This window comes from Hamadaea sp. NPDC051192 (assembly GCF_040682475.1).
Classification (GTDB): Bacteria; Actinomycetota; Actinomycetes; order Mycobacteriales; family Micromonosporaceae; genus Hamadaea; species Hamadaea flava.
Genome location: NZ_JBFBAZ010000001.1, coordinates 73,677 through 90,629 on the forward strand (window position 1 = coordinate 73,677; position 16,953 = coordinate 90,629).

The following is a 16,953-nucleotide window of genomic DNA, read 5'->3' on the forward strand; positions in this document are numbered from 1 at the left end:
GTTCCAGGGTGACCGACTGGACAGATCCGCTGTCAGCTAGCGGACTGTGCGGCCGCATCGGACAGGTGGATCCATAGCGTGTCCCTCCACAGGGGAGGGGTGTGTCTTGACGATGGGTCGGGTTTCGCGTGTCCGGCGGCTCGTTCGTGCCGTCGTGGCAACCGCGCTGGTGGCGGCGGCGTTCGCGCCGTTGCGTGGGTCGTCCGCCGCGGAGGCGGCGACGTTGCCCGCCGGCTTCCAGGAGCAGATCGTGTTCAGCGGGCTGAACCAGCCCACGAACATCGAGTTCGCCCCGGACGGCCGCATCTTCGTGATGGAGAAGGCGGGCGTCATCAAGGTCTTCGACGACCTCTCCGACACGACCCCGACCGTCTTCGCCGACCTTTCCAGCGTGGTGCACAGCCAGTGGGACCGGGGAAGTCTCGGCCTGGCCCTGCCGCCGGACTTTCCCGCCAACCCCTACGTCTACGTGCTCTACACCTACGGCAAGGCAGTCGGCAGCAGCACGACCTGGGACGACCTGTGCACCGGCGCGACCAACGGCGCGAACGGCGGCTACTGCGTGGTCTCCGCCCGGCTCTCCCGGCTCCAGGCCAGCGGCGACGTGATGACCGGCTCGGAGCAGGTCCTCATCAACGACTGGTGCCAGCAGTTCCCCAGCCACTCCATCGGCGACCTGCGCTTCGGTCCGGACGGCAAGCTGTACGTCTCGGCCGGTGACGGCGCGAGCTTCAGCGCCGCCGACTACGGCCAGCTGCCCACGGCCAACCCGAACCCGTGTGGCGACCCGGCCCTGGAGGGCGGGGCCATGCGCGTACAGGACGTCCAGACGCCCGGCGACCCGACCGGGCTGGACGGCACGATCCTCCGGCTCGACCCGGCCACCGGCGCTGCCGCCGCGGGCAACCCGAACATCGGCTCGGCCGACCTCAACCTGCGGCGCATCATCGCGAGCGGGCTGCGCAACCCGTACCGGTTCACCTTCCGGCCGGGCACGAACGAAATCTGGGTCGGCGACGTGGGCTGGCTGACCTGGGAGGAGATCGATCGGATCGTCAATCCCACGGCCGCCTCGAACAACTTCGGCTGGCCCTGTTACGAGGGCGCGACGACCTCTACTTACGTGAGCGCGAATCTGCCCGTCTGCAACGCGATGACCAACCAGATCGGGCCGTACTACACGTACAACCATGCCGCCGACGTCGTTCCGGGCGAGGGCTGCAAGGCCGGTGGGGACGCGATCTCCGGTCTGGCCTTCTACCCGGCCAGCGGTGGCAGTTACCCGGCCGCGTACGGCGGGGCGTTGTTCTTCGCCGACAACTCGCGCGGCTGCATCTGGGCCATGAAGCCGACCACGACCGGCGGACTGCCGGCGACCGGCAACATCGAGTTGTTCGCCAAGGGCGCGTCGAGCGTGGTCGACCTGGCTGTCGGCCCGGGCGGCGACCTCTACTACGCCGACCTCACCGGCACGGTCCGCCGCATCCGCTACTACGCGGGCAACCAGCCGCCGGCCGCCGTCGTCGAGGCCACGCCGACCAGCGGCAAGTCGCCGCTGACGGTGGCCTTCAACGGGGCGAACTCGACCGACAACGATCCGGCCGACCAAGGCCGGCTGACCTACGCGTGGGACTTCACCAACGACGGCAGCACCGACTCGACCGCCGCCGCGCCGTCGTTCACCTACACCGCCAACGGCACCTACACGGCGAAGCTGACGGTGACCGACACCCTTGGAGCGGCCGATTCCACGACGGTCGCCATCCAAGTCGGCAACGACGCCCCGACGGCCGTCATCGACACTCCCGCCGCCGGAACGACCTGGGTCGCCGGACAGCAGATCACCTTCTCCGGACACGGCACCGATCCGCAGGACGGCACGCTCACCGGCAGTTCGCTGACCTGGGCGCTGCGCATGGAGCACTGCGCGACGATCGACAGCTGCCACACCCATCCGTTGCAGACGGGGACGGGAGCGGGCGGCTCGTTCATCGCCCCCGACCACGAATATCCGTCCTATCTGGAACTCGAACTCACCGCCACGGACAGTCAGGGCCTCAAGAACACCGTGGTACGCCGGCTCGACCCGCAGACGGTCGACCTGACGTTCACCAGCTCCCCGCCCGGACTGAACCTCAGCGTCGGAGCGGCTACGCAGATCACGCCGTTCACGCGTACGGTGATCAAGGGGTCGACGGTGACGGTCAGCGCGCCGACGCCGCAGTCCAACGCCGGCTACACCTACTCCTTCGGCACCTGGTCCGACGGCAAGAGTCAGACGCATGTGATCACCGCACCCAGTACGCCGACCACGTACACGGCGACCTACACGGGCGTGCCGGTCGCCTGCTCCGACAGTTTCGGCTACTTCTGCACCGAGGGCACGGCCGCCTGGAGCGGTGCGTCCACGCGGCTCGCGCTGTCCGGTGACGACGCGTACCAGTCGGTGACGTTGCCGTTCGCGATGCCGTTCTACGGGTCGACCTACACGACGGCGTGGATCGACACCAACGGCGTGCTGAGCTTCGGGACGCAGCCGCAAGGCGCGTCCTGGAACCACGGAGCCATCCCGTCTGCGGCGGCTTGGAACACCCCCAACGCCGCGGTCTATCCGCTCTGGGACGACCTCATCGCCGACTCCTCGTCCGGCATCTACACCTCGACCAGCGGAAGCGCGCCGCACCGGCAGTACACGGTGGAATGGCGCGACGTCCGGTTCTACTCCGACGCCGCCACCCGGGTGAGCTTCAAGGTGGTGCTGCAGGAGAGCGGGACGATCACCTTCGCGTACACCGACATCGGGTCGGCGGCGGTCGAGAAGGGCTCCACCGCGACGATCGGCATCGAGAACGCGGCCGGGACAGTGGCGCTGCAGTACTCGCTGAACAATCCGAAGCTGGTCAACGGGCGTACGCTCACCTTCACGCCGCCCGGCGCGCCGCCGGAGACGTCGACGGGCACCATCACCGGCATCGTCCGCCACAACGGCAACCCGGTCGCCGGCGCCCTGGTGACGCTGACCAACACGGCGTACAGCGCGACGACCGACGCGAACGGCCAGTACACCATCGTGGCCGCGCCCGGCTCCTACCCGCTGCGCGCGGTCGCCGCCGACGTCCGCTGCACCGGGCTGACCGGCAGCGCGACGGCGGCGATCTTCACCGGGAAGACCACCACCACCGACATCACCCTGGCGGCGTCGGCCGGGGCCGGCTACTCCTGCGCCGAGGGGCCGTTCACCTTCGTGCCTGGGACGACCGCGCTCGCGCTGACCGGCGACGACGCGTACCAGTCGGTGACCTTGCCGTTCACGATGCCGTTCTACGGATCGTCGTACACGACGGCGTGGATCGACACCAACGGCGTGCTGAGCTTCGGCGCGCAGCCGCAGGGCGCGTCCTGGAACCACGGGACCATCCCGTCGGCCGCCGCCGCGAATACGCCCAACAACGCCGTCTATCCGTTCTGGGACGACCTGCTGGCCGACGCCGAGTCGTCGATCCTGGTCAAGAGCAGCTCGACCCAGTACGTCGTGGAGTGGCGGAACATGCGGCTGTTCTCGAACGCCGCGGCCCGAGTCACCTTCGAGGTCATCCTGAACTCGAACGGGACCCTGACCGTCGCGTACGCCGACCTCGACCCGACCGCTCCGGCGGAACGCGGCCAGACGGCCACCGTCGGCGTGGAGAACAGCAGCGGAACGGCCGCCCTGGAGTACTGCCACAACGAGGCGGTGCTCTCCTCCGGACGAGGCATCACGTTCACCCCGATCTCCTGAGGATCGATGTTTCTCACACCTGCCGCCGCTTCCAGGCGTCCGGCGGGCCGTGGCAGACTCAGGGCACTGAACGCTCGTTGAGGAGGTCACGGTGGGGATCAACACGGTCGGCGTGGTCGGGCTGGGCACGATGGGCGCCGGCATCGTCGAGGTCTTCGCCCGCAACGGGCTGGACGTCGTCGCGGTGGAGATCTCCGACGCCGCCCTCGACCGGGGCCGGGCCAACCTGACCGGCTCGACCGATCGCGCGGTGGCCAAGGGCAAACTCGCCCCGGAGGACCGCGACGCCCTGCTGGCCCGGGTCGACTTCCAGGTCGGGCTGGGCGCGCTCGCCGACGTCGACTTCGTCATCGAGGCCGTCCCCGAGCACCTCGACCTGAAGCAGAAGATCTTCGCCGAGCTGGACCGGGTCTGCAAGGCCGAGGCCATCCTCGCGACCAACACCAGCTCGTTGAGCGTCACCGAGATCTCGGTCGCCACCCATCGGCCCAACCGGGTCATCGGCGTGCACTTCTTCAACCCCGCACCGGTGATGAAGCTGGTCGAGGTGATCAAGACCGTGGTCACCGCGGACGAGGTCGTCACCGACGTCGAGGCGTTGTGCGCCCGGCTGGGCAAGGTCGACGTGACGATCGCCGACCGGGCCGGGTTCATCGCCAACGCCCTGCTGTTCGGCTACCTCAACCACGCCGTCGCCATGGTGGAGGCCCGGTACGCCACCCGGGAGGACATCGACGCGGCCATGCGGCTCGGCTGCGGGCTCCCGATGGGGCCGCTCGCGCTGATGGACCTGATCGGCCTCGACACGGCGTACGAGATCCTCGACACGATGTATCGGCGGGGCGGCCGGGATCGGCGGCACGCGCCCGCGCCACTGCTCAAGCAGATGGTGACCGCGGGCCTGCTGGGCCGCAAGTCCGGGCGGGGCTTCTACACCTACGAGAAGGCCGGTTCCCCGGTCGTGGTGCCGGACGAGCTGACGCCGGCCGAGGGCACGACCGTCGAAGGCGCGCGGGCCGTGGGCGCCGTCGGCGTCGTCGGCTCCGGGACCATGGCGACCGGCATCATCGAGGTCTTCGCGAAGGCCGGTTTCGAGGTCACCAGCGTGACCCGGGGCGGCGAGAAGTCGGCGAAGCTGTGCGAGGCGCTCAAGGTCAGCCTCAACAAGTCGGTCGTCCGCGGCCGGCTCACCGAGGAGGAGCGCGACACCATCCTCAACCGGGTCACCTGGTCCACGAACCTGGAGCATCTGTCCGACGTGGACATGGTGGTCGAGGCGGTCGTCGAGGAGCTGACCGTCAAGAAGGCGCTGTTCGCCAGCCTCGACGAGATCTGCAAGCCGGGCGTCGTCCTGGCCACGACGACCTCCAGCCTGCCGGTCGTCGAGTGCGCGATGGCCACCCAGCGGCCGGCCGACGTGGTGGGCCTGCACTTCTTCAACCCGGCGCCGGCGATGAAGCTCGTCGAGGTGGTCCGCACCATCCGGACCTCGTCGGCGACCGAGGCCACCGCCCTCGCGGTCTGCGACAAGCTCGGCAAGCACGCCGTACGCTGCGAGGACCGGTCCGGCTTCATCGTCAACGCGCTGCTGTTCCCGTACTTGAACGACGCGGTCAAGATGCTCGAGGCGTCGTACGCCACCGCCGACGACATCGACTACGCGATGAAGCTGGGCTGCGGCTACCCGATGGGCCCGTTCGAGCTGCTCGACGTGGTCGGGCTGGACGTCGCCCTGGCCATCCAGCGGGAGCTGTACCTGGAGCTGCGGGAGCCCGGCTTCTCCCCGGCGCCGCTGCTGGAGCACCTGGTCACCGCGGGCTACCTCGGGCGCAAGGCCGGCCGGGGATTCCGGGACCACACGAACCGCTGAGATCTGGTCGTCTTCGCCGATTCGGTAGGCAACCGAAGGGCTCTCCCACGCGTCAGCGTAGGCATGGGGAAGCCCGCCGTTCCGAGAGCGGTTCTGGTCTGCGCCGGACTGCTCGGCGTACTCGCTTCCGCGGCGTACGGGGGTGCGCCGCGGGAGCAGACCACGATGGCCGTCACGGCCCCGCCTCGGCTCGGCGACATCCGGCCCCCAGCCTCGGCGATCCCGTTGCCGTCCGATCGGGCGGCCGGCGACGGGATCGCCGTCTATCGCCCCGGGCGCACGAAAGGCCCGGTCTATCTGCTCACCTCGACTGGTACGCAGTACGCACTGCCCGTCTTGGGCGACACCGCGCCACCGAGCCCGGTCCCCAGTCCGGGCGCGTCCGCCGTCGAGCCGCTGCCGCCGGACGCGTACGAGGTCGACCCCATGTTCGGGGTGAGCCTGTCGCCGGACGGGCGCTACCTCGCGCGCCCGGTCTATCCGCGGCTGACCGAGATCCGAGATCTCCGGGGCACCGCCGTGCTCCGGCTGGCCACCGGTGAGCTGCCGCAAGCCTGGTCGGCCGACGGCAGCCGGCTCATCGTGCGCGTGGCCGACGGCGGGTTCAAGGAGCACTACGTCGCGGTGGAGATCCGCACCGGTGGGCGTACCACTCTGACAGCCTGCGCGGGTCTGGAGGTAGGCCCGATGCTGGCCGAGGGCCTGGTGTTGTGTGTGCCGCCGCCGGGAACATGGAGGACCGGTTCGTGCCGCGCGTGGCGGGAGTGGCCGATTTCCGGGTCGAGACCCTCGACGGCCAGGTACGCCGAGAGTTCCACGTCGACCTGCGCGACCGGCTCAAGGAACGCGGCCAGCCGATGTGGTTCCAGGACGTGAGCGCCGACGGTCGGCAGGTGCTGATCTCGATGCTGGAGCAGACCTTCGCGGCGTCGGCCGAGGACGGCTCGGTGCTGGCCGAGGTCGTCCCGCCGAGCGAACCGGGCTGGCTGGTCGCGGGCTTCCGCGGCGACCAGGTGTACCTCCAGCGCCTCGTGGAAGTCGGCTCGCCGAGCCCGATCTCCGAGCCCGTCGTGTACGCCGTCTGGAACCCGCGGGGCTACCCTGAGCCGCAGCTCACGTTTCCGGCGGGCGCCCAGGTCCGGCTGACCGGACGCGCGTTCTTCTGATCTACCCTTGACGCATGAGCCCGCGCCGCAACCTGCCTCGCAAGAGCGCCAAAGCGGGCCATCGAGACGTCAACGAGTCGGCCGCGCGCGGCGGCGTCGAACTGGAGTACGGCGCGAACGGCACCGACGGCGACTGGAACGTGCGCCACGTCACGGCGGGCGCCGCGACGAAGGCCTACCGGTGCCCCGGCTGTGACCACGAAATTCAGCCAGGTGTGGCGCACGTCGTAGCCTGGCCCGCCGACGGGCGGGGAGACTCGTCTGATCGGCGGCACTGGCACACCGCGTGCTGGCGTGCTCGCCACCGTCGCCAGCCGACCCGGAAGCACATGTGATGAGCCTGATTCGCGCCAACTCCATCCTCCCGGCCCGCCGCGAGGCGATCGAGCTGCACACCGCCGACGGCCTGCGGCTGATCGGGGAACTGTCACTGCCGCTGGAGCGTGATCCGGTCGGCACGATCGTCTGCTTCCATCCGCTGCCCACCCATGGCGGGATGATGGACAGCCACATCTACCGCAAGGCGGCCTGGCGGCTGCCGGAACTGGCCGGGATGGCGGTGCTCCGGTTCAACACCCGGGGCACGGAGAGCGTCCAGGGCAAGAGCGAGGGCGCGTTCGACGGCGGCGTGGGGGAGCGGTTCGACGTCGCGGCCGCCATCGAGTACGCCGAATTCGCCGACCTGTCGAACATCTGGGTGGTCGGGTGGTCCTTCGGCACCGACCTCGTACTCAAATACGGGGCCGAGCCGGGGATCACCGGGGCGATCCTGCTCTCGCCGCCGCTGCGCTTCTCCACCGACGAAGACCTGGCGCGCTGGGCGGAGTTCGGCCGGCCGATGACCGTCCTGGTGCCGGAGTTCGACGACTACCTGCGCCCGGCCGAGGCGCGGGACCGCTTTGCCGCGGTGCCCCAAGCTTCCGTGACCGGCGTCGACGGGGCCAAGCACCTCTGGGTCGGGTACGCCGAACGGATCCTCGACGAGATCGTCCAGCTCGTGTCGCCGGAGACGGCTGTGCCGCTGCCCGAAGAGTTCGACGGGCCGATGACGTCCGGGGACGCTTCGGCGTACGCCGATCGGACGGTCGCCGCGTTCTCCGACGTGCCCCGCTCCTGACTCACTCCCGCTGACGGGATTAGCGCTGGCGCGTTTTGCGCTGGATCAGGTTCCCGGTCGAATCTTGCGCCATGATTCGACCCAGAACCCTGATCCAGCGCCCAGACAGTGCAGCTAGAACGTCAGGGTCGCCTTCGAGCACGAGTACGCCTCGGCGTACCGAGCCCGGCTCTCCATCCCACGCAGCCGCATGAGCCCGAAGAACACCTCGTCGTCCCACCAGTCGTGGGCCTTCTGCGAGGGGAACGCGTCGTTCAGCACCTCGACCTTCCGGCGCGCCACCTCGTCGGCCAGCGGGACGTAGAGGTTGGGCCGGCCGAGGTCGCCGTCCCACTTGGGGATCTCATAGTGCAGCACCAGCTGGTCGCGGAACGCCGACAGGGCGAGTTCCCCGATCAGCCGGTGATCCTGATGGGCGTCGCCCGGCGACGGGACGAGGACCAGGTCGGCGGTCACGGTCGCCGCCGCCGATTGCAGGATCTGCTTGGTCTGCGCCCAATGCCCTGGGAGCCGGCCGTCCGGCAGGTCGTGCAGGTCGAAGCTGAGTTCGGCGCCCGGCAGGCAGGCGGTCGCGGCGGCCCGCGCCTCCGCCTGCCGGTTGGCCGAGCCGGTGCAGAGCACATAGTGGACGCGTACGCCGGGGACGGCCGCCGCCAAGGTCAGCAGCAGGCCACCGGCGGCGATCTCGATGTCGTCCGGGTGCGCGCCGATCGCGACGACGGTGCGTACCTGGCTGGTCGCGAGGGAGAGCATCAGCCCACCAGCGCCGGGTTGGTCCACAGCATCCAGGGCGCCAGCCCGCGGTTGACCAGTTCCTCCATCTCGGCCCGGTCCTTGAAGGTGTCCACCGCGCGCCAGAATCCCTTGTATCGCTGGGCCATCAGGCGGCCCTTCGGGTGCAGGCGGTCCAGCGCGTGCGGGACGATGTCCTCGCCTTCCCGCAGCTCGTCGAAGATCTCCGGCCGCATGACGAAGTAGCCGCCGTTCTCCCACTGAGTCAGCTCGTTGAAGCCCCGGATGCCGGTGACCTGGCCGTCGTCGTCGATGTCCAGGTAGTGGTGTGTGGAGAACGGTGGCACCGCGAGCATGCTGACCGTCCGGTCGGAGGCGGCGAACTTGTCGATCAGGTCCGGCAGCGGCGCGTCGGTCAGGGTATCGGCGTAGTTACACAGGAACATCGGCTCGTTCTCGACGTGTGGGCGTACGCGCATGAGCCGCTCGCCGATCGTCGACTGATGACCGGTGTTGATGAAGGTGATCTTCCAGTCGGTGATGTCCGACGAGAACAGCCGCACGTCGCCGGCCCCGCCGGACAGCGTGAAGTCGTTGGACAGCGTCTCGTCGTAGTGCAGGAAGTAGTCCTTGACCATGTTCGCGCCGTATCCCAGGCACAGCACGAAGTCGGTGTGCCCGAAGTGGGCGTAGTACCGCATCACGTGCCAGAGCAGCGGGCGCTCGCCGAGCAGCGCCATCGGCTTCGGCACCGCGCTGCCGCCTTCGCGCATGCGCATGCCGAGCCCGCCGCAGAAGAGGACGACCTTCACGGCCCTACACCACCTCGAGGTCGGGGATGGGGAAGACCAGGCGGCCGCCCCAGTCACGGACGTAGGAAAGCTGGGCGGTGATCTCGGCCCGCAGGTTCCAGGGCAGGACCACGACGAAGTCCGGCCGGTCGCGCTCGATGCGCTCCGGCTCGTAGATGGGGATGTGCGTACCGGGCAGGAACCAGCCCTGCTTGTGCGGCGACCGGTCCACGGTGTACTCGATCAGGTCGGACCGGATGCCACAGTGGTTGAGCAGCGTGTTCCCCTTGCCGGGGGCGCCGTAGCCGACCACTCGCTTGCCCTCGGCCCGCGCCGCGAGCAGGAAGCCGAGCAGGTCGCGCTTGATCGTGAAGACGCTCTTCTCGAACCCCCGGTGGCCCTCGAGGGTGTGCAGCCCCGCGGCCTCCTCGACATCCAGCAGCGCCTTGACCCGCGCGGTCGGCTCACCGGCCGCGTCGGCATGCTTCGCGTGTACGCGCAACGAACCGCCGTGCGTACTCAGCTCCTCGACGTCGACCACGGTCAGCCCGGCGGTGGCCAGGGCGCGGCCGGCGGTCAGCAGCGACAGGTACTGGTAGTGCTCGTGGTAGATCGTGTCGTACTGCCGCTGTTCGATCAGTCGCAGCAGATGCGGGAATTCCAGGGTCACCAGGCCGTCCGGCTTCACGAGCGCGGCCAGCCCGGCCGAGAAGCCGACGATGTCGGGGACGTGGGCGTACACGTTGTTTCCGGCGACCAGATCGGCCCGGCCGATGCGATCGGCGATCTCGGCGCCCGTCTCGGCCCCGAGGAACTGCACCTCGGTGCGTACGCCCTTGGCGCGGGCGACCTCGGCGATGTTGGCCGCGGGCTCGACGCCGAGCACCGGGACCCCCGCCGCGACGAAGTGCTGGAGCAGGTAGCCGTCGTTGCTGGCGACCTCGGTGACGAGGCTGTCCGCGCCCAGCTTCAGCCGGTCGATCATCTCGTCGGCGTACCGCTTCGCGTGCGCCACCCAAGAGGTGGAATACGAAGAGAAGTAAAGGTAGTCCGAGAAGATGTTCTCTCCGGCCACATGGGCGGGAAGCTGTACCAGAAGGCACTGCCCGCAGATCCGGACGTGCAGGGGATAGAACGTCTCCGCCGAGTCGAGCCGGTCCGCCGGGACATAGCTCTCGCACAGAGGGGACATCCCCAGGTCGACAAAGGTCTCAGTGACGTCGGCCCCACAAAGCCGACATTCCACCGCGTTCAGCGCGTTCAACGTCCCCCCAAGGGTGGTGGTGCCTGGGAATTCCCCGACTTTGTATCCAACGGTGCGGCGCATTGGGGGCGTGAGTCGGCAAGCTGACACGCGCCTAGACCCTGCTCAGAAGGGGTCCGTACGGTGCTTTCGTGGCCGTTGCCGACATCGCCGCCGGACCCGGAAGGGTGCGGGTCCAGCCCGGCCAGACGCGACTTCCGTCGCTGACCGGCCTCCGCTTCGTCGCCGCGGCGTTGGTCTTCGGCTTTCACGCCTATGTGGTCCATCTGGTGGACACCGGTTCGGCCGGCCGCCTGCTCGGCTGGATCTTCGGGCCCGGTTCGGCGGGCGTCACCTTCTTCTTCATCCTCAGTGGATTCGTGCTGAGCTGGTCGGCGCGGGAATCCGATACCGCGCCCCGCTTCTGGCAGCGGCGCTTCGCCCGGATCTATCCGAGCCACGTGGTCATGCTGGCCGTCGCCGTGGCGCTGCTGATGATCAGTGGCAAAGCAGTGACCGTGCTGCAACTGGCCGCCAACGTCCTCCTGATCCAGCCCTGGTTCCAGAACCCCGACGTCTACTTCGGGCTGAACACCGTCAGCTGGTCGCTCGCCTGTGAGGCGTTCTTCTACCTGCTGTTCCCGGTGTTCTACCGGGGAATCCGGGCGATACCGGCGCGGTGGCTGCGCTGGGCGGCCGCCGGAGCGCTGGGCCTGGTCTGGTTGGTTCCGCTCGTCACCTTGCTGCTGCCTGAATCCGACAGGTACTGGGTGATCTGGCTCTTCCCCGTCGCGCGTACGCCCGAGTTCGTCACGGGCATGCTCCTCGCCCGCGTCGTACGCGAAAAGCTGTGGCCCACGACGGCGGTCGGCCCGGTGATGGCAGTCGCCGGACTCGGGTATCTCGCGTCGAACCTGCTGCCGATGGAACTCCAGCACGTGGCGTGGCCGGCGATCTTCTTCGCGGCGGTGATCGCGACCGCGGGCGCGGCGGACGCCGAAGGCCGGACCGGCGTCTGGGGCTCCCGGTGGGCGGTCTGGCTGGGCGAGATCTCCTTCGCGTTCTACCTCGTGCACCTGATCGTGCTGCGGATCGTCCTGAAGGCCACCGGATTCGAGCGTCCGCTCTGGCAGGAGGCGCTCATCGTGCTGGTCTGCCTGGCGCTCGCCGTGGTGGCCAGTTGGCTGCTCCACCGGAGCGTCGAACTACCCGGAATGCGGTGGCTGAGTCCACGTTCGCGGCGTACCACCGACCGGTCCGGTCAGCCGCCGATGGCCGGTCTACCGACCACCGCCGACCGACTGCCCAGATAGGGAGTCGGCAAGCTGACAAGCGCCTGGACCCTGGTCGGAGCGGTTATCAACAATGTCGGTCGGTCGAGACTCCGAGGGGACTTCAGGGACTCATGCGCGTACTTCTCACTGGGCACGAGGGCTATATCGGCACCGTTCTGGCGGTGCGGCTGCGCGAGGCGGGGCACGACGTCGTCGGCCTCGACACCGGTTACTTCGCGGACTGCGTCCTCGGCCCGGCCCCAGCGGACATTCCGGCGCTGCGGCTCGACCTGCGTGACGTCACTCCGGAGCCGCTGGCCGGCTTCGACGCGGTGATGCACCTGGCGGCCTTGTGCAACGACCCCATCGGCAATCTCAACCCGCAGCTCACCTACGAGGTCAATCACCGGGCCTCGGTGCGGCTGGCCGACGCGGCGCGGACCGCCGGAGTCACCCGCTTCCTGTTCTCGTCGTCGTGCTCCCTGTACGGCGCCGGTCTCGGTGGCGACGATCCGACCGACCGCCCGTTCCTCGACGAGAACGCGGGCTTCGCCCCGGTCACGCCGTACGGCGAGTCGAAGATCCTCTCCGAACAGGACATCACGGCGCTCGCGGACGACGACTTCTCGCCGACCTTCCTGCGCAACGCGACGGCGTACGGGTTCTCGCCCCGGCTGCGCGGCGACATCGTGGTCAACGACCTGACCGCCTCGGCCTTGCTGACCGGCGAGGTCCGGCTGCTCTCCGACGGCCGCGCCTGGCGTCCGCTCATCCACGTCGAGGACATCGCCGCAGCGTTCATCGCCTTGCTGGAGGCGCCGCGTGAGGTGGTGCACGGCAAGGCGTACAACATCGCGCAGACCAGCGAGAACTATCTGATCCGCGACGTCGCCGAACTGGTCGCCGAGGTGGTGCCGGGCAGCCGGGTCACCTTCGCCGACAACGCCGCGACGGATCTGCGCGACTACCGGGTCAGCGGCGATCTCGTCGCCGCCGAGGTGCCCGGCTTCAAGCCCCAGTGGACGGTACGCACCGGCGCAGAGCAGCTGCTGGAGGCGTACCAGCGGCACGGTCTGACCGAGGAGGCGTTCCGGGGCCGGTTCCAGCGCATCCGCCGCATCCAGCAGTTGACCGGCGACGGCCGGATCGACGGCGAACTGCGGTGGAGCGCCTGATGACCGACTGCGTCGCGTGCGGCGCGGGCACCCTGGTCGAGTTCGCCGACCTGGGCGGGATTCCCGTCCTGTGCGGCGTGCACTACGCGACCCGGGACGAGGCGGTCGCCTCCCCGCTCGGCCGGATGCTGCTGGGCTACTGCGAGAACTGTGCGTACGTGCGCAATCTCGGCTTCGACCCGCAGATCATGGTCTACGACACGACCATGGACACGAACCTGCACCACTCGGCCGCGTTCCGCGGCTTCTCGACCGACCTGGTCGAAGGGCTCGCCGAGCGGCACGAGCTGGCCGGCCGGCGCGTCCTCGACATCGGCTGCGGGCAGGGGGAGTTCCTCCGCGAACTGTGCGAGCACACCGGCGCGACCGGGTTCGGCTTCGACCCGATGTACGCCGGGACGCCCGGACCGGACCCGTCGGGGGCGTTCTTCGTCTCCGGCCGGGCGCCGCTGGCCGAGCCCGCGCAGTTGCCGGACTTCGACTTCGTCACCTCCCGTCACTGGTTCGAGCACGAGGACGACCCGTACGCCTTCCTCACCGCCCTGCGGGAGCGGGCCGGCGACCGGGAGGTACGCGGCTACATCGAGGTCCCGGACGCGGGCTACGACCTGGCCACCGCGGGCTGGGAGGTGATCTACCCGCACGTGTCCTACTTCGACTCGGTCGCGCTCGCCGCGATCGTCGAGCGCGCGGGCTGGCACGTGATCGCCGACGGCACGTGGTTCAGCGGCATGTTCCGCTACATCGAGTTCTCGACCCGCCCGGCCGGCCCCGCTCGAACCGGCAGAGAGGACGTGGGCCGGCCGCATGACACAGGCCGTCTGTTCTGGCCCGATCCCACCGTGGCGCGCGACCGGCAGCTCCTCGCCGTACGCGGTTTCGCCGAGCGGCATCGCCGGGAGTTGGACCGCTGGCACACGACCCTGGCGGCGCTCCGGGACTCCGGACAGCGTCCGGTGCTCTGGGGCGCAGGTTCGCGAGGGGTGCAGTTCCTGACCCAGGTCGATCCGAAGGTGGAGCTGTCGGCGGTCGTCGACGTCAACCCGCGCAAGTGGGGCCGCTTCCTGCCGGTCACCGGGCATCGGGTCGACTCGCCGGAGACCCTGCGGGAGATCCAGCCGGGTGCGGTCGTCATCACCAATCCGGCGTACACCGACGAGATCGCGCGATCGCTGACCGAGCTGGGCCTCGACGCCCAGATCCTCACCGCGTAGGCCGTCGTCGTCCTGCGCCGTCACGACTTTTCCAACCAAGGAGCGCCGCCATGCAGGCAAGCTCAACCATCTCCGGCAAGTCCGCGCAGTATCGGGTCGGCCAGTGGGTCGAGGTGCTCAGCGCCGACGAGATCATGGCGACCCTGGACGACAAGGGCGATGTGGACGCTCTGCCGTTCATGCCGGAGATGCTCCAGTACTGCGGCCGACGGCTCCGGGTGGGCAAGGTCGCGAACAAGGTCTGCGACACGATGACCCGCAGCGGCATGCGTCGCATGGACAACGCGGTCCACCTGCTCGGCGTACGGTGCGACGGGTCCGTGCACGGTGGCTGTCAGGCGTCCTGCCTCATCTATTGGAAGACCGATTGGATCAAACCGGTCGAGGACGGGTCAGCCGACTCGGCACTGCCGGTCGAGCCGATCGAGAGCGATCACAAGGTCTTCGTGCAACTGACTGAGCGCGCTCAGGCGATCGCCCCCGACGGCAGCGACATCTATCGTTGCCAAGCGACGGAGATCCTCCGGGCCGCGCCTGAGGTGCTGCCGCTGCTGGATCTCGGGCAGTACGTGGACGACGTGCGTACCGGAAATGTCGGAATTTTGGCAGTCAGCCGGGCGTTCCTGGTCGGTTTCTTCAACCGTTACCAGCAATACAGCGCCCGCGCCCTGCCGAAATGGCTGCGCATCCGGGGCGGGCTGACGTGGGGCTTCCTTCGCGGCTCCGCCGGGCCGACCCCGACCGGCCGGACCGACCTGCAGCCCGGTGAACTCGTCCGGGTCAAGTCGAAGGAGGAGATCTTGAAGACGCTGAACGCCGATCTCCTCAACCGTGGCCTCGGCTTCGACGCGGAGATGGCCCGGTTCTGCGGCCAGACCGCCCGGGTGCTGCGCCGGATCGACACGATCGTCGACGAGAACACCGGCAAGATGCTGCGGATGAAGAGCCCTTGCATCGTCCTGGAGGGCGTGGTCTGCGAGGGCGCCTTCAGCGCCAACTGTCCCCGCGCCATCACCGCCTACTGGCGGGAGATCTGGCTTGAGCGAGTGGAGCCTGCGCAAGCATGACGACCACGGTGACCGAGGAAGAGCAGCCAGGCGGCCTGCGTCGCCTGGCCGGCAGAGGGCTGAGCTGGAGTCTTCTCGGCACCGTCGGCACCAAGATCGCGTCGTTCGGGGTGGGGCTGATCCTGGCCCGGCTGCTGACCCCGGCCGACTTCGGGGGGTTCGCGGTAGCGTCGGCGGTGGCGTTCTTCGCCACGCACATCAGCGACATGGGCATCATCGCCGGCGTCGTGCAGTGGCGGGGCCTCAAGGGTGATCCCACCCGGGACGAGCGCGCTCAACTGCTTCAGGTCGCGCCCACGGCGACCAGCCTGGCGTTGTTGTTCAGCGTCGCGATCTACGGCGCGGTCTGGATCGGCGCGCCCGCCCTCGGCTCGCTGGCCGGGGGCGACGTCGACGCCGCCAACCTCATCCGGCTGCTCAGCCTGGCCGTGCTGATCGACGGCCTGACCGCAGTCCGGGCCGCCGCGCTGATGCGCCGATTCCAGCAGGACAAGCTGACCAAGGCCAACTTCGCCGGGTTCGTCGCCTCCGCGGTGCTGTCGATCGCGCTGGCCCTGGCCGGAGCGGGGGCGTACGCCTTCGCCGTCGGGCAGGTCGTCGGGGCGGCCGTCACGGGCCTCATGGTCATGGCGTACGCGAAGGTGACCTACAGCATCGGGTTCGACCGGAAGATCGTCGGCGCCCTGATGAAGTTCGGGTTGCCGCTGACCGCCAGCATGGGCGTGGAAGCCGTCGTCACCAACGCCGACTACATCATCGTCGGCCGGTACCTCGGCGGCGTCGCGCTCGGCTACTACCTGCTGGCCTTCAACATCTCCGGCTGGGCGCAGGGCATCGTCGGCTCGGCGATCCGCTACGTCTCCATCGCGGCGTTCTCCCGGCTCGCCGGGCGCGGCGACGACTCGTTCGCGCGCGGCGTACAGAAGTCGTTGAAGCTGCTCATCCTCGGAATCATCCCGATCTGCGTGCTGATGGCGGTGCTCGCTCCGCAGCTCGTGCGCGTGCTGTACGGGCCGAAGTGGCTGCCCGCCGTCATCGTGCTGCAGTTCCTCACGGTCCTCACCGGCGTACGCCTGGTGACCTCGTTCGCGCTGGACTCGCTGGCCGGGGCGGGCATCAGCCGGTCGGCCCTGTGGGTCAACCTGGGCTGGACCGTCGCCCTCGTCCCGACGCTGATCATCGCGACGCAGATCGGCGGCACGCGGGGCACCGCGATCGCGCACGGCGTGGTCAGTCTCCTGGTCGCCTTGCCGTTGTGCGGGATCGCCCTGCGCAAGGCGGGCGTACACCTCTGGCCGGTGATCCGCTCGGCCGGTCGGCCGCTGCTGGCCGGGGTGGTCGCCGGGTTCGCCGCGCACTTCGTCGTCACGCTGACCGGCCTGCACCCCGCCTTCGACCTGGTCGCCGCCGGAGCGGCCGGCGCCGCCTCCTACATCGCGGTCGCCATCGCCCCGAGCACGCTGCTGCGGTGGGCCAACCGGTTGTCCCGGAAGACGGCCGATGCGCTCACCTGACCCCGAACGGCG

At 69.3% G+C, this 16,953-nt stretch carries 14 protein-coding genes; 11 read left to right on the plus strand and 3 right to left on the minus strand.

The window, feature by feature from the left end:
* Positions 1-154: 154 nt before the first annotated feature.
* The 6 genes from AB0M47_RS00380 to AB0M47_RS00405 all read left to right on the plus strand — a co-directional run bounded on the left by AB0M47_RS00380 (position 155) and on the right by AB0M47_RS00405 (position 7,931).
* Positions 155-3,778: a PQQ-dependent sugar dehydrogenase gene (locus tag AB0M47_RS00380; protein WP_363405958.1), complete on the plus strand. Its 3,624-nt coding sequence runs from the start codon at positions 155-157 to the stop codon at positions 3,776-3,778.
* A gap of 91 nt (positions 3,779-3,869) precedes the next feature.
* A complete protein-coding gene (locus tag AB0M47_RS00385; protein ID WP_363405961.1) occupies positions 3,870-5,648 on the plus strand; it encodes a 3-hydroxybutyryl-CoA dehydrogenase in 1,779 nt (592 codons plus the stop codon).
* Between the two features lie 63 nt (positions 5,649-5,711).
* Complete coding sequence (locus AB0M47_RS00390; RefSeq protein WP_363405964.1) at positions 5,712-6,524, plus strand: hypothetical protein; 813 nt, start codon at positions 5,712-5,714, stop codon at positions 6,522-6,524.
* Entirely contained in the window at positions 6,521-6,814 is a 294-nt protein-coding gene (locus AB0M47_RS00395; RefSeq protein ID WP_363405967.1) for a hypothetical protein, read from the plus strand. The genes AB0M47_RS00390 and AB0M47_RS00395 overlap by 4 nt, the downstream gene beginning before the upstream one ends.
* Before the next feature lie 14 nt (positions 6,815-6,828).
* Entirely contained in the window at positions 6,829-7,149 is a 321-nt protein-coding gene (locus AB0M47_RS00400; protein ID WP_363405970.1) for a hypothetical protein, read from the plus strand.
* A complete protein-coding gene (locus AB0M47_RS00405; protein WP_363405973.1) occupies positions 7,149-7,931 on the plus strand; it encodes an alpha/beta hydrolase in 783 nt (260 codons plus the stop codon). Before AB0M47_RS00400 ends, AB0M47_RS00405 begins: the two co-directional genes overlap by 1 nt.
* Before the next feature lie 114 nt (positions 7,932-8,045).
* Here the strand turns inward: AB0M47_RS00405 and AB0M47_RS00410 are convergent, their stop codons facing one another.
* From AB0M47_RS00410 to AB0M47_RS00420, 3 genes are read right to left on the minus strand one after another with little or no spacing between them, the layout of a single operon-like run.
* Entirely contained in the window at positions 8,046-8,684 is a 639-nt protein-coding gene (locus AB0M47_RS00410; RefSeq protein ID WP_253757306.1) for a PIG-L family deacetylase, read from the minus strand.
* Complete coding sequence (locus AB0M47_RS00415) at positions 8,684-9,475, minus strand: glucose-1-phosphate cytidylyltransferase (RefSeq protein ID WP_363405976.1); 792 nt, start codon at positions 9,473-9,475, stop codon at positions 8,684-8,686. The genes AB0M47_RS00410 and AB0M47_RS00415 overlap by 1 nt, the downstream gene beginning before the upstream one ends.
* Positions 9,476-9,479: 4 nt before the next feature.
* Positions 9,480-10,700 carry a class I SAM-dependent methyltransferase gene (locus AB0M47_RS00420; protein ID WP_363405979.1) on the minus strand — a complete coding sequence of 407 codons (1,221 nt, stop codon included), beginning with the start codon at positions 10,698-10,700 and terminating at the stop codon, positions 9,480-9,482.
* Positions 10,701-10,849: 149 nt separating this feature from the next.
* Between AB0M47_RS00420 and AB0M47_RS00425 the strand changes: the two genes are divergently transcribed.
* The 5 genes from AB0M47_RS00425 to AB0M47_RS00445 all read left to right on the plus strand — a co-directional run bounded on the left by AB0M47_RS00425 (position 10,850) and on the right by AB0M47_RS00445 (position 16,941).
* On the plus strand, positions 10,850-12,010 hold the full coding sequence (locus AB0M47_RS00425) for an acyltransferase (RefSeq protein ID WP_363405982.1): 1,161 nt from the start codon (positions 10,850-10,852) through the stop codon (positions 12,008-12,010).
* Positions 12,011-12,102: 92 nt separating this feature from the next.
* Positions 12,103-13,146: an SDR family oxidoreductase gene (locus AB0M47_RS00430; RefSeq protein ID WP_363405985.1), complete on the plus strand. Its 1,044-nt coding sequence runs from the start codon at positions 12,103-12,105 to the stop codon at positions 13,144-13,146.
* Positions 13,146-14,360, plus strand: a complete 1,215-nt coding sequence (locus AB0M47_RS00435) for a methyltransferase domain-containing protein (RefSeq protein ID WP_363405988.1) — start codon at positions 13,146-13,148, stop codon at positions 14,358-14,360. Before AB0M47_RS00430 ends, AB0M47_RS00435 begins: the two co-directional genes overlap by 1 nt.
* Positions 14,361-14,410: 50 nt before the next feature.
* A complete protein-coding gene (locus AB0M47_RS00440; RefSeq protein ID WP_363405991.1) occupies positions 14,411-15,427 on the plus strand; it encodes a hypothetical protein in 1,017 nt (338 codons plus the stop codon).
* Entirely contained in the window at positions 15,424-16,941 is a 1,518-nt protein-coding gene (locus tag AB0M47_RS00445) for an oligosaccharide flippase family protein (RefSeq protein ID WP_363405994.1), read from the plus strand. The genes AB0M47_RS00440 and AB0M47_RS00445 overlap by 4 nt, the downstream gene beginning before the upstream one ends.
* The last annotated feature ends 12 nt before the right edge of the window (positions 16,942-16,953 follow it).